Source organism: Rhodoglobus galactosidasius, assembly GCF_054957775.1.
The window spans coordinates 199,860-212,182 of record NZ_JBQIAV010000001.1 but is presented as its reverse complement, the minus strand read 5'-3'; the positions used below and the strand labels follow the sequence as shown (position 1 = coordinate 212,182).

Sequence of the window (12,323 nt, the reverse complement as noted above, 5' to 3'; positions counted from 1 at the left end):
TGCCCCTATGTGGTTTGTCAAGCGGCGAGTTGGTGCTGGGCTTGGTAGAGGGTGCCGTCGCGGAGCATTGCGTAGAGGACGTCGCAGCGTCGCCGTGCGAGAGCGATGAGGGCTTGGTTGTGGCGTTTGCCTTGGGCTATTTTCCGGTCGTAGTAGGTGCGCGAGATCGGATCCCGGAGAGCGGCGAAGGCGGAGAGGAACAGTGCCCGTTTGAGGATCTTGTTGCCTCGTCGAGATGGGTGCTCACCGCGGATTGAGGATCCTGACCGGCGGGTGACGGGGGCAAGGCCGGCGTAAGAGGCGAGGTGGCCGGCGGATTCGAAGTGCTTGCCGGCGACCTCGGTGAGGAGCCGTGCTGCGGTCCTGACGCCGACTCCGGGCATGCTCGTCAGGACTGGCTGAAGAGGGTGAGTCTCCACCAGTTTCTCGACTACGGCAGCGATCTCAGCCCGCTGCCGACGGAGAGCTGCGAGTTGCTCGGCCAAGCGCGGCAGCACGGTTGCTGCGGCGGTGGTGCCAATCACGACTACGGTCTGCTCACTCAATGCCTGGGTGATCTCCTCCGCCAGGCGCCGTCCCATCCGGGGTGCCAGCTTCAGTAGTCGGGTCGCTATCCGAGTCGTACCGGCGGTTTTCATCGCGGCCGGTGACGGGTAGTGCTCGAGCAAGTCCAGCATGGCCGGGTGGTCCAAGTGCGGGCCGACTACCCGCTCCAATGCTGGGTGGATCTGAGTCAGCAGGCCGCGGATGCGATTACTGGTCGCGGTCATCTGACCGAGGATGTCGTCGTCGAAGCCGCAGAGCATCGATAGCTCTGCGACCGATTCGTCGGCCAGCTCGATCGAGCGCAGCGCGTGTGGCAGGGTCCGTGCGGCTTGCGCGATGATCGCTGCATCGCGGGCGTCGGTCTTCGCCTCACCAGCATGCAGGTCGGCGATGCGCCGCATTGCCAAGCCCGGCAGATAGCCCACGAGCACGCCCTCAGCTTGGGCGACGGCGATCGGCAACGCGCCGATGGTGGCGGGCTGGTCGACGACCACCAGCACGGTGCCAAGCTGTTTCAACTTCTGCAGCACCGACCGCATCTTCGCTTCGTCGTTCGGCAGAGCTTTGTCGAATACGACCTTGCCTGCCCTGTTCAGGGCGACGGCATGGTGTTCGCCTTTTCCGACATCAACACCGACGAACACTTCGACGCTTTCGTAGTTCTCGATCATTTCTACTCCGTCCACTAGATAGAAGTGGCCTGGTCCAACGGCGTCAAGTCTCGGCATCCACGTTACGGACGGCCTCGGAATCACTTCCTAGCCGAGCCCCTATTAGCGATCACCCGACACCAATCAGGTCCGGTGACAACACCCCCCGGATCATGGGTGACTGGGGGCTAAAATCATGCCGGACCTGACAGGCCAACACCCTCACAGTTCACACCGTTTGGGCCTACAAAGAAAGTAACGGGGGCGTGTCGAAGCGGATTGCCCCCCTTGGGGGATATGGAGCCTAGTCCAAGTCGGCCATACTATCCGTAGGGGGTCAATTCACATGGGGGCCACCTGTCCGTAATCACTCGAACGACAGGAAAAGATCACAATGATCACAACAATCAACCGAGCTATCGCCAAGAAGCGCGAAGAGGGAGAACAGGGCTTCACCCTGATCGAACTCCTCGTCGTCATCCTCATCATCGGTGTCCTCGCCGCTATCGCGATTCCGGCGTTCCTCAACCAGCGCGAACGTTCTTGGGAGGCTCAGGTGGAGACAGACCTTAAGAATGCTGCGATCGCCGCAGAGACCTATGCGGTCGGAGCCGACAGCTACGTCGGGTTGACGCCTACCACTCTGAAAGCCGAGGGCTTCAATCCGACGCCAGAGGTCACACTTACCGTTCCCACAGCAACGGCAACCGAATTTACGCTGTCCGCTAGCCGAACCGGTCTCACCGGTTCGTGGACCTACAACAGCACGACTGGAGTTATCACACCACCAGCAGCACCAGCACCAGCACCATAACAGCGAATACGCGCGTTGTGCGGGCCGTCGCTTTGGCGGCGGCCCGCATTCGTTTCGAGTCGGTATCTCCGACAAAGCCATCAACCGGGGGCGGTGACGTGAAGAACACAGTTCAGCAGGGCGCCCCTCGCCGTGCCGCAGAAGACGGTGTCAGCCTGATCGAGATCGTCGTCGCGATGCTCATCTTTGGGCTTCTCGCCGTCGCCTTTTTGCCCATGCTGATTATGGCCATCAAGTCCTCCGGCGAAAACGCCACCATCGCCACCGCGAGCCAGCTCGCCGGCCAGCAGGTTGAATTCGTCCGCGCAGCTCCGCAGGACTGCGCTAGCATCCAGGCATTCAACGCTGCTACGGCGTCTACGACCGATGCACGCGGAAACGTCTACCAGCCAGAAACCATCGTCGGAGCCTGCCCCGCCACCTTTCCCGCAGTAATTCCCGTCGAAGTCAAAGTGTGGGATGACGCAATCGGCAACCCGGACGGGCCGCTCGCGACAGCAACCACCCTTGTCCTAGTCACGGCGGCCACGCCATGAAATCCGAACGCGGTATCTCACTGATCGAGCTCATCGTGTACTCGATGCTGCTCGCCATCGTCCTTGCGCTTGTGGGCGGTCTCTTGATCAACTCCTTGGTCACCGATAGAAAGATCCGCGGCTCCACCCAGGCAAGCAGCTCTGGTCAGTTGGCCGGCGAATCGCTCAGCCACGGTGTACGCGACGCGTATGCTGTGCGCGCCTCGGCAGCCTCTGGGGAGCCCCAGACCCTCATGGCACTGATTGTCACGGACGCATTGGCCAGCCCGGTGCAGTCCCATTGCGCGGCCTGGTACTACGGTGGCGGTGAGATCCGCACAACCAGATCGAATTCGCTCATCCCAATGCCAGCCACAGCGGCGGACGTCGCCAGTTGGACGGTACTAGCGGCTGGCGTGGAACCCGTCGGAGGCGCCCCGGTTTTCCAGGTGGACGAAACCAACAGGTCTGTTGATTTCACGATGCAGCTCTCGACCGGCACGGGCCTGAAAGTACTGATAGAAACGACTGCGGTAAGCCGGCAACCGGCTCTACCGCCAACAGGGAGCGTGACATGTTTCTGATCAACCGGAAGAGCTTCGGTTCGTCTGCCAAGACCATCCGCGGCGAGAGCGGCAGCGCCATGGTGTCCGTCATCGGAGTCATGTCCGTTCTGGCGATCATCTCCGTCACGGTGCTGTCGTCGACCATGAGTGCCCTCGGAACGACAAGTTCTACGCGGGCGTCGATGCAGGCGCGAGCAGCCGCAGAGGCCGGCATCGATGTCGCTACAGTCGGACTGCAAACGACCGGGAACTGCGCCAATGTGGCAGGTCTCTATGGTTCTACCGTGGAACCGAAATTCGAAGCAATCGTCGCGCATGACGAAGGGTCCGGCTGGGTTGACGGATGCCCAACAATCGACTCCACTCTGGTGCGAGTCACCTCCACCGGCACAGCGGCAAGCCTCGGTGTCGCTGGCGCGACGGCCGGAGACGAAGTCACCCTGGAGGCGATATTCGACTACAACGAGATCATCACTCATGTGCCCATCGCGGGTTCCGCGGTGTATGCGCACACCGTCAAAGGCCTTCTGAAAAAGTTCGAACTCGTTTCCGCATCCAACAGTGCGGCAACTTCTGTGACGATCAAGAACGGCGACGTCGTCTGCAGCAACGGCGCATCGATCGGCGGCGACCTGATCTTGGGCAACGGGAACGCTGACCTCAACAATTGCGACGTATCCGGCTCCATTCATGTCAACGGCGACGTGAAGGTGTACAAGAGCGACGTATCCGGCTCCGTCCGCGCCACCGGGAACGTGACAATAGACCAGAGCAATATCGGTGGCGAAGTGCAGGCGGGGGGCACCGTCCTGATCACTGGCGGCAGCACGGTCCAAGGAGCTCCGGCGTCAGGTTCCGCCGGATCGGGCTCCTCTGTGGGGCCACCGAGCATCCCCGAATGGACCGACGTTCCGAGTGACCCGAGTTACTGGACAGCAGCGGGCTACCAAGTGGTGGACTGGACCGGACCGTGCACGATCGACGACAGCACGGCCGAGTGGGCAAATCTCACCAATTACACAGTGCCGACCGTCATCAGCTTCCTCAACAAATGCCCGACATCCGAGGTCGTTACCAAGAACAACGTGGGGGCAGCGGTGGAGTTGAAGACTGACCTCGTCTTCCTCGCCGAACAATTCACATTGAACAAGTTGCGATTCACCTCCACAGCGGAGCGTAAAATCCACTTCATCGTTCCGGATGAAGTCGCCGATGGCACCCCGACATGCGCGCCGCCCAGCGGAATGACCGGGAATATCACGCTGACCAACGAAACAGGCTTCGGCACAACGATCGCCGCAATGATCTACACGCCATGCAAGGTCTACAGCGACAGGGATGGTTTCCGAGGCCAAATGTACGGTGGCGAGGTTGAATTCCGCCAACAGGCATCCCTGACCTTTGTTCCAGTAGGCGTGCCGGGTGCTGACCTGACGGACGGGCTGGCGACGCCAGTAGTGACAGGCGCCGAGCTGGGAGACCGGCGCAGTTTCCGCGAGATTCCGTAGTGGTGGCTGGCGTTCTAGCCGGGGCATCCGGCGGGTTCGGGCTGTTGATTGGCTCGTTCCTCAACGTGCTCATCTGGCGACTGCCACGGGGAGAATCGCTCAGCCACCCGGGAAGCGCCTGCCCGAAATGTGGTCACGCCATCCGGTGGTGGGACAACATCCCCGTCGTGTCGTGGTTGGTGCTTCGTGGCAAGTGCCGGGACTGCGCCGAGCCGATCTCCTGGCGGTACCCGGTGGTCGAGCTGGCAACCGGGGTATTCTTTGCCGGAGTTGCGTGGTGGGGGTTAGTGGGGGGCCCTCCGACAAGCTCAGGGACCGTTATGGTGCTCGCGGCTTTCCTTTATCTGGCTGCAATCTCGGTCGCGCTGACCATGATCGACCTGGACACCCACAAGCTGCCGAACAAGATCGTGCTGCCCACCTACGCGGTCGGAATCGCCCTGCTCGGTGCGGCGAGCATCCTCGCCGCAGACTATGAGGCGCTCATTCGTGGCGGCATCGGACTTGCCACCATGTTCGTGGCGTACCTGCTGATGGCGCTCGCCTACCCGGGCGGCATGGGGTTTGGCGACGTCAAGCTCGCCGGTGTCCTCGGGCTGTTTCTCGGCTGGCTCGGCTGGGGCAACCTGCTGGTCGGCTCCTTCGGCGCTTTCCTGCTCGGCGGGGTCTTCTCGATCGCACTTCTCGCCCTGCGCAAGGTCAATCGCAAGAGCGGAATACCGTTCGGGCCGTGGATGCTCGCGGGCGCCTGGATGGGTATTTTTTTTGGGGGCACCATTTGGGCCGGTTATCTGGCATTATTTGGTCTGGGGAATAGTTAGCTAATCAATAGTTCGCGGGGAATGGGGAACAGTCGTGGCTAGAGGGATAGTCGGCGTCGATATCGGCAGTGAGTCGATCCGCGCCGTCGAGGTGGCGGATGCCGGGGGCAGCCATCCGACAATCGTGCGGTACCACGAGGTGGCGCTGCCGGAAGGCGCGGCCAAGAGCGGTGATGTGCTCGAAGTGCATTCGGTTGCCTCGGCGCTAAAGCGACTCTGGGTCGACGGCGGATTCAAAAGCAAAGACGTCGTGCTCGGCATGGGCAACCAGCGGGTGCTCGCCCGCGACCTCACGGTGCCGAAGATGACAATGAAGCAGATCCGCGAGTCGCTCCCGTTCCAGGTACAGGACATGTTGCCGGTGCCAGTCGCCGAGGCGATTCTCGACTTCTATCCGGTAGCCGAAGAGACCAGCGAGAACGGCCCGGTCATCCGCGGACTCCTGGTCGCCGCCGTCAAGGAAGCGGTCATGGCGAACGTGACCGCCGCCCAACTGGCCGGACTCAAACCGGTCGCCGTCGACCTGATCCCATTCGCGCTCAGCAGGGTGCACCTGCGCGGCCCGAGCGCGGACGGCACCGTCGCCCTCATCGACGTTGGCTCAACCACCATCAACGTCGTCATCGCCACCGACGGTGTGCCCCAATTCGTGCGCATCATCCCGGCAGGCAGCGACGAAATCTCCAGCGCCCTGATCGCCAAGCTGGGCATGACACCGGCAATCGCCGAGCAGGCCAAACGCACCATCGGAGTCGTCACCGCCGGCGTATCCCCGGAACACAGGCCAGTCGTCGAGGTAATCTACGAGGTCACCGGTCATCTCCTCAACGGGCTGCGCAACACCCTGAATTACTTCGTGAACGCCCACCAGCACGACTCGATCGACCGCATCATCCTCTCCGGGGGTGGATCACGGATGCCGGGATTTGAGGCCGCGCTGACCGAGCTCACCCGCGTACCGGTTTTCACGGATACCGGTTTCAGCGACCTCAAGCTGGCACGCACGATGGATTCCGCCGACGTCGCCGCGCGCGCCGACATGACCGTCGCCCTCGGGCTGGCTCTGGGGAGCAAGGCACGATGAACCTCAAGCGCGAAACCGCCGGCATCGTGGTCGGAGCGCAACCGCGAGTCGACCTGCTGCCACCAGAAATCAAGGCACGCAAGGAAGGCCGTAGACGGCAGCGTTCGCTCGCCACCCTGGTCATCGTCGTCGCCGTGATCTGTGCGGGAAGCGTGGCCTTCGTCACAACGCTCGCCGCCCAAAGCCAGTCGTTGCTTGCCGAGGAGCAGGCCCGCACCCAGCAGCTACTCAAGGACCAGCTGCAATATGTCGAAGCGCGAACCGCAGCAAACCTGCTCGCTGCGGCGGAGAACGCCCGCCTCGTCGGGTCGGCGACCGAGATTTTCTGGCGAGAGTATCTTGCTGAGGTGCAAGGCACGCTGCCTCGAGGGGTGTCCATCACGAGGTTCGGGGTTGACTCCATATCCGCGCTTGAATCCGCTCCGGTACTGAGTGCGCCACTCCAGGAAGCGCGGGTGGCGACGCTGTCGCTGACCGCGACGAGCCCGGGTCTGCCCCAAATCGATCGGTGGCTGGTCAACCTGCGATCCCTTCGCGGACACGCCGACTCGACCGTCAGCTCAATCACCCTCACCGAAGACGTCTATACCGCCACCGTCACCCTGAACATCGATACGGACGCCTTCGAGCGACGGTTCTTCGAAGCCGAGGACAAATCATGACGTCAAGCAGACTGTGGACGCTCGGGTCGATCGTGCTGATCGTCGCGCTTGTGGCCGGCGCCTGGCTGTTCGGCATCTCCCCGATGCTCACCGCCGCCAGCACCGCGAACGACGACCGGGTCGCGGTGCAGGCCAAGAATGTCGGGCTCGAGGCGACGCTTATCGAGCTCCGGAAACAGTTCGAGGACCTCGAGACGCTGGAAGAGCATCTCGCCGCGCTGCAGGTAGCCATCCCGGACGCGGCAGCACTGCCCGACCTGATCAGGCAATTGCACGCCCGTGCCGCGGACCACGGTGTTGTCATCACGTCGATGACGACCGTCGACCCCCAGCCCTATGTGCCTGCTGCCGAAGTGGCGAGCGACCCGCAACTGGCAGCCGCAGCCGACAGCGTCAATAGCGACAATTTCCTCGCAATCGAAATCGGTCTATCCGTCGACGGCAAGTACGGGGACGTCATGGACTTTATCGCCGACGTGCAGGCGGGCGACCGCCTCTACCTCGTCCACGACCTCAGCCTCGTTGAGGGAAGCATGCAGGCGGATGCCGCCGTGACGCTGACCACGACTGGGCAGGTCTTCGTGCTCCTCGACCCGAGTCAGGTGCCGCCACCACCGGCGGAACCGGTGCCGACGGCACCGGTCGACGCGGGGTAAACGCCGGCGAAACGTGAGGGACCGCGTAGTGCCTCACGTCAAGATGCTCGCGAAAGTGGATGCTGAGCCGGCTCCGTAAGCAGGTCCGGCGAATACTGCTGCCGAAGAACGCCGCGACTCGACTGTCGTGGCGTTCTTCTCATTTTTGGTCTGTGTCTCAGTAGACTAAACTCATCAGTTCACTGGCACGAGGAGGCATCAGTTATGACCGATCCATCTGTAGAGCGTGGTTCTTCCGATCAGAATCACGACAACATCGAGGATGCCGTAGTCGTTGACGAGACGACCAGCGGTGACGGCACTACTGCCGCAGCCGCTCCGCTCGTAGAGCCCGAGATCGAATCATCGACCTCAGCCTCGACCTCGACCTCGGCGTCGGAATCCGCGACCGACCCCGAGTACGACGACGCAACGGTGGAGGCTGAAGCCGAGCCGCTCTCGGAGCCCACAGTCGTCTATGAGCCTGAGGTCGTTGCTGAGTCGGAGACCACTGCCTCTGACACGACAAGCACGTCGGCATCCGGGGAGTCACGCGTGGTTTACGTCACGGCCCCCACACCACCCAAGGTCGCAGGCAATCGTGGATTTGGTGTGTTCATCGCGCTCGCGTCCACCCTCGTCTTTGCGATTATTTTTGCGATCGCGGTAGTGATCATCAACGCCCTGCAGTCTGGCCGGGTTGGTTTCGACTTTGTGCAGCAGCCCACGTTCTACGTGCCTATCGCTTTCTTTGCTTTGGGCGCGCTCATCATTGCGCTTATTGTGAACCGCGCGGGATGGGCAGCGCACGTTATCGGCAGCATCGTTGTTGGGTTGATCGTCTACTTCGGAACTATCGGCGTGCTGTTGCTCACCAATGGCATTGTCCAGAACACTCCAGAGCAGGCTCAGGTGCTGTTCGCGTTGGCGCTTATTGATCCTCGGGTCATTGCTGGGGGACTCGTCGCACGTGAAGTCTCGCTGTGGACTGGCGCGCTAGTAGCCAAGCGCGGCCGCAAGGTGACCGAACGCAACCGCGAATCCCGTGCTCAGTGGGAAGCCGAGCTCGCCGAGAAACGTGCAGCTCAGCACTAGTCACACTTGCACATGCAGCGAGCAAGTTTTGCTTGCTGCATGTGGGCTGTGACCATTTGACCCCGGCCGGTCCGGGGGCTATTCTTTCTGAGGTGTGCGCTTTGTCGTGCGCTTGAACCGTGCCCTTCGGCCCAAACCGCTATTGCGGGGTTCTCGCGCTAGTCACTCCACACCACAGGGTTCAACCTTTCGGTTGGCCCCCACGGCATATCCACAAACCATCCGAACAATTCTGGTGGGGCGCGGGTCTAGATGAATGCTAACCATCACGACGCTGTCACCGTGCAGCAAAAACAAGGAGTTATTGAGTGCCCACCATTCAGCAGTTGGTGCGTAAGGGACGCACGCCGAAGGTCGTCAAGACCAAGGCCCCCGCCCTTAAGTCCAACCCGCAGCAGCGCGGCGTTTGCACGCGTGTTTATACGACCACCCCGAAGAAGCCGAACTCGGCGCTTCGCAAGGTTGCTCGTGTCAAGCTTTCCAACGGTACCGAGGTCACCGCGTACATTCCCGGTGAAGGTCACAACCTTCAAGAGCACTCGATGGTGCTCATCCGTGGCGGTCGTGTAAAGGACCTTCCTGGTGTCCGCTACAAGATCGTTCGTGGAGCGCTCGACACCCAGGCCGTTAAGAACCGTAAGCAGGCTCGCAGCCGCTATGGCGCGAAGAAGGATAAGAAGTAATGCCTCGTAAAGGACCAGCACCAAAGCGTCCCGTAGTCGCAGATCCGGTTTACGGCGCACCCATTGTCAGCCAGCTCGTCAACAAGATTCTTCTTGATGGCAAGAAGGGTCTTGCAGAGCGCATCGTTTACGGCGCACTCGCAGGCGTAACCGAGAAGACCGGCCAAGATGCCGTCGTCACGCTCAAGAAGGCACTCGACAACGTGCGCCCGACCCTTGAGGTCAAGTCGCGTCGTGTCGGTGGCTCGACCTACCAGGTTCCTGTTGAGGTCAAGTCGCACCGTGCAAACACTCTTGCTTTGCGTTGGCTCACGAGCTACGCAAAGGGCCGTCGTGAAAAGACGATGACTGAGCGTCTCACCAATGAAATTTTGGACGCATCGAATGGACTTGGCGCCGCTGTAAAGCGTCGTGAAGACACCCACAAGATGGCCGAGTCCAACAAGGCATTCGCTCACTACCGCTGGTAGTAGCTACTCGTTGTGAGGCGAGTCAGGAATTCTCTGACTCGCCTCATTTCTGAGTTTCGTTCTTCACCAACAAACTTCGGAGGAACCTGTGGCACAGGAAGTGCTCACGGACCTAAAAAAGGTTCGCAACATTGGCATCATGGCTCACATCGATGCTGGCAAGACCACCACGACTGAGCGCATCCTGTACTACACGGGTGTAAACCATAAGATCGGTGAAACTCACGACGGCGCGTCGACCACAGACTGGATGGAGCAGGAGCAAGAGCGTGGCATCACGATCACGTCTGCTGCTGTGACCTGTTTCTGGGACAAGAACCAGATCAACATCATTGATACCCCCGGCCACGTTGACTTCACGGTTGAGGTGGAGCGCTCGCTCCGCGTACTCGATGGTGCAGTTGCCGTGTTCGACGGTAAAGAGGGTGTGGAGCCGCAGTCCGAGACTGTATGGCGCCAGGCCGACAAGTACAACGTTCCTCGCATCTGCTTCGTCAACAAGATGGACAAGATGGGTGCAGATTTCTACTACACCGTCGACACCATCGTTAGCCGCTTGGGCGCACGCCCGCTGGTTATTCAGCTCCCCATCGGATTCGAGTCCGGTTTTGAGGGCGTTGTCGACCTCGTCGAAATGCGCGCATTGACGTGGCGTGGAGACTCCAAGGGTGACGTCGAGATGGGCTCAAAGTACGCCATCGAAGAGATCCCAGAAGACCTCAAGGAGAAGGCTGCGGAATACCGCACTGCTCTGCTCGAAGTCGTTGCTGAGACTGACGATGCCATCATGGAGCGTTACTTCGCCGGCGAAGAGATCACCGTTCCCGAGATCAAAGCTGCGATTCGTAAGCTCACCGTGAACAGCGAGATCTACCCTGTGCTCTGTGGTTCAGCGTTCAAGAACCGTGGCGTTCAGCCGATGCTTGACGCTGTTGTTGACTACCTCCCGTCGCCTGTCGACGTGCCTCCGCTGGAAGCACACTCGCCTCGCGACGAAGAGAAGATCATCATCCGCAAGCCCGAGTCGACGGAACCGTTCGCGGCTCTCGCCTTCAAGGTTGCAGTTCACCCCTTCTTCGGTCGCCTCACCTACATTCGCGTGTACTCGGGACGACTCGATTCCGGTGGGGCTGTAGCTAACTCGACCAAGGGCAAGAAGGAGCGCATCGGGAAGATCTTCCAGATGGCCGCCAACAAGGAAATGCCTGTCGACAGCGTTACCGCCGGACACATCTACGCCGTAATCGGCCTCAAGGACACCACGACTGGTGACACGCTGTGTGACCTGAACGACCAAGTCGTTCTCGAGTCGATGACGTTCCCTGAGCCCGTGATCGAGGTAGCGATCGAGCCCAAGACTAAGGCCGACCAAGAAAAGCTTGGTCTCGCCATCCAGAAGCTCGCCGAAGAAGACCCCACGTTCCGTACCGAACAGAACCAGGAAACTGGCCAGACGGTTATCAAGGGAATGGGTGAACTTCACCTCGACATCCTCGTAGACCGCATGAAGCGCGAATTCAACGTTGAAGCCAACGTTGGTAAGCCGCAGGTTGCGTACCGCGAAACGATTCGTCGCACTGTGGCCAAGCACGACTACACCCACAAGAAGCAGACGGGTGGATCGGGACAGTTCGCTAAGATTCAGATCTCGCTTGAGCCGATGGAAGTTGTCGGCGACACGATTTACGAATTCGTGAACAAGGTCACCGGTGGACGTATTCCTCGCGAATACATCGGCTCGATTGACCAGGGTTTCCAGGCTTCGATGGGTGTTGGAGTACTGGCAGGATTCCCCATGGTCGGCGTTAGGGGAATCATTCTCGATGGTGCCTCTCACGATGTTGACTCGTCAGAAATGGCGTTCAAGATCGCGGGAACAATGGCATTCAAAGAGGCAGCGCGTATGGCCGACCCAGCTCTCCTCGAGCCGCTCATGGCGGTCGAGGTTCGTACTCCCGAGGAGTACATGGGAGATGTCATCGGTGACCTCAACAGTCGCCGCGGACAGATCCAGTCCATGGAGGACGCGACCGGCGTAAAGGTCATTCGCGCCCACGTACCGCTGTCGGAAATGTTCGGTTACGTCGGTGACTTGAGGTCGAAGACCTCGGGTCGCGCGGTGTACTCGATGACGTTCGACAGCTACTCTGAGGTTCCCCGTGCGGTAGCTGACGAGATTATTCAAAAGAACAAGGGCGAGTAATCGCCGCACTACCAGCGCGCAACTAACATAGATAAACACCAACTTGCGAAACATTCGGCAGTGAAAAGTCG

Annotated in this window: 13 protein-coding genes; 12 read left to right on the top strand and 1 reads right to left on the bottom strand. The window is 60.6% G+C overall.

All coding sequences use genetic code 11. The annotated features are described in order from the left end of the window. Positions 1-17 precede the first annotated feature (17 nt). A complete protein-coding gene (locus ACTJJW_RS01140; RefSeq protein WP_462642136.1) occupies positions 18-1,217 on the bottom strand; it encodes an IS110 family RNA-guided transposase in 1,200 nt (399 codons plus the stop codon). A gap of 373 nt (positions 1,218-1,590) precedes the next feature. Between ACTJJW_RS01140 and ACTJJW_RS01135 the strand changes: the two genes are divergently transcribed. The 12 genes from ACTJJW_RS01135 to fusA all read left to right on the top strand — a co-directional run bounded on the left by ACTJJW_RS01135 (position 1,591) and on the right by fusA (position 12,252). Then, positions 1,591-2,010 (top strand): type IV pilin protein, encoded by a 420-nt coding sequence (locus ACTJJW_RS01135; protein ID WP_462642135.1) that lies wholly within the window; start codon positions 1,591-1,593, stop codon positions 2,008-2,010. Between the two features lie 98 nt (positions 2,011-2,108). Continuing rightward, a complete protein-coding gene (locus ACTJJW_RS01130; protein ID WP_462642134.1) occupies positions 2,109-2,546 on the top strand; it encodes a type IV pilus modification PilV family protein in 438 nt (145 codons plus the stop codon). Beyond that, positions 2,543-3,109 carry a prepilin-type N-terminal cleavage/methylation domain-containing protein gene (locus ACTJJW_RS01125; protein WP_462642133.1) on the top strand — a complete coding sequence of 189 codons (567 nt, stop codon included), beginning with the start codon at positions 2,543-2,545 and terminating at the stop codon, positions 3,107-3,109. The genes ACTJJW_RS01130 and ACTJJW_RS01125 overlap by 4 nt, the downstream gene beginning before the upstream one ends. Continuing rightward, positions 3,100-4,599, top strand: a complete 1,500-nt coding sequence (locus tag ACTJJW_RS01120; protein WP_462642132.1) for a hypothetical protein — start codon at positions 3,100-3,102, stop codon at positions 4,597-4,599. The genes ACTJJW_RS01125 and ACTJJW_RS01120 overlap by 10 nt, the downstream gene beginning before the upstream one ends. Positions 4,600-4,601: 2 nt before the next feature. Continuing rightward, a complete protein-coding gene (locus tag ACTJJW_RS01115; RefSeq protein WP_462642131.1) occupies positions 4,602-5,420 on the top strand; it encodes a prepilin peptidase in 819 nt (272 codons plus the stop codon). 34 nt (positions 5,421-5,454) lie between these two features. Next, positions 5,455-6,504: a type IV pilus assembly protein PilM gene (gene pilM / locus ACTJJW_RS01110; protein WP_462642130.1), complete on the top strand. Its 1,050-nt coding sequence runs from the start codon at positions 5,455-5,457 to the stop codon at positions 6,502-6,504. After that, positions 6,501-7,166, top strand: coding sequence for a hypothetical protein (locus ACTJJW_RS01105; RefSeq protein WP_462642129.1), 666 nt, complete (start codon positions 6,501-6,503; stop codon positions 7,164-7,166). Before pilM ends, ACTJJW_RS01105 begins: the two co-directional genes overlap by 4 nt. Then, positions 7,163-7,822 (top strand): hypothetical protein, encoded by a 660-nt coding sequence (locus ACTJJW_RS01100; RefSeq protein ID WP_462642128.1) that lies wholly within the window; start codon positions 7,163-7,165, stop codon positions 7,820-7,822. Before ACTJJW_RS01105 ends, ACTJJW_RS01100 begins: the two co-directional genes overlap by 4 nt. Positions 7,823-8,026: 204 nt before the next feature. Further along, complete coding sequence (locus tag ACTJJW_RS01095) at positions 8,027-8,896, top strand: hypothetical protein (RefSeq protein ID WP_462642127.1); 870 nt, start codon at positions 8,027-8,029, stop codon at positions 8,894-8,896. Between the two features lie 308 nt (positions 8,897-9,204). Then, positions 9,205-9,579 (top strand): 30S ribosomal protein S12, encoded by a 375-nt coding sequence (gene rpsL / locus ACTJJW_RS01090; protein WP_009773141.1) that lies wholly within the window; start codon positions 9,205-9,207, stop codon positions 9,577-9,579. After that, entirely contained in the window at positions 9,579-10,049 is a 471-nt protein-coding gene (gene rpsG, locus ACTJJW_RS01085; protein ID WP_010203848.1) for a 30S ribosomal protein S7, read from the top strand. The genes rpsL and rpsG overlap by 1 nt, the downstream gene beginning before the upstream one ends. A gap of 88 nt (positions 10,050-10,137) precedes the next feature. After that, positions 10,138-12,252: an elongation factor G gene (gene fusA, locus ACTJJW_RS01080; protein ID WP_462642126.1), complete on the top strand. Its 2,115-nt coding sequence runs from the start codon at positions 10,138-10,140 to the stop codon at positions 12,250-12,252. The last annotated feature ends 71 nt before the right edge of the window (positions 12,253-12,323 follow it).

Excerpts from the sequence above, each read along its gene's own strand:
- rpsG (WP_010203848.1), top strand. The coding sequence starts at position 9,579 with ATGCCTCGTAAAGGACCAGCACCAAAGCGTCCCGTAGTCGCAGATCCG.
- ACTJJW_RS01140 (WP_462642136.1), bottom strand. The coding sequence starts at position 1,217 with ATGATCGAGAACTACGAAAGCGTCGAAGTGTTCGTCGGTGTTGATGTC.
- ACTJJW_RS01125 (WP_462642133.1), top strand. The coding sequence starts at position 2,543 with ATGAAATCCGAACGCGGTATCTCACTGATCGAGCTCATCGTGTACTCG.
- ACTJJW_RS01120 (WP_462642132.1), top strand. The coding sequence starts at position 3,100 with ATGTTTCTGATCAACCGGAAGAGCTTCGGTTCGTCTGCCAAGACCATC.
- ACTJJW_RS01105 (WP_462642129.1), top strand. The coding sequence starts at position 6,501 with ATGAACCTCAAGCGCGAAACCGCCGGCATCGTGGTCGGAGCGCAACCG.
- ACTJJW_RS01135 (WP_462642135.1), top strand. The coding sequence starts at position 1,591 with ATGATCACAACAATCAACCGAGCTATCGCCAAGAAGCGCGAAGAGGGA.
- ACTJJW_RS01095 (WP_462642127.1), top strand. The coding sequence starts at position 8,027 with ATGACCGATCCATCTGTAGAGCGTGGTTCTTCCGATCAGAATCACGAC.
- ACTJJW_RS01100 (WP_462642128.1), top strand. The coding sequence starts at position 7,163 with ATGACGTCAAGCAGACTGTGGACGCTCGGGTCGATCGTGCTGATCGTC.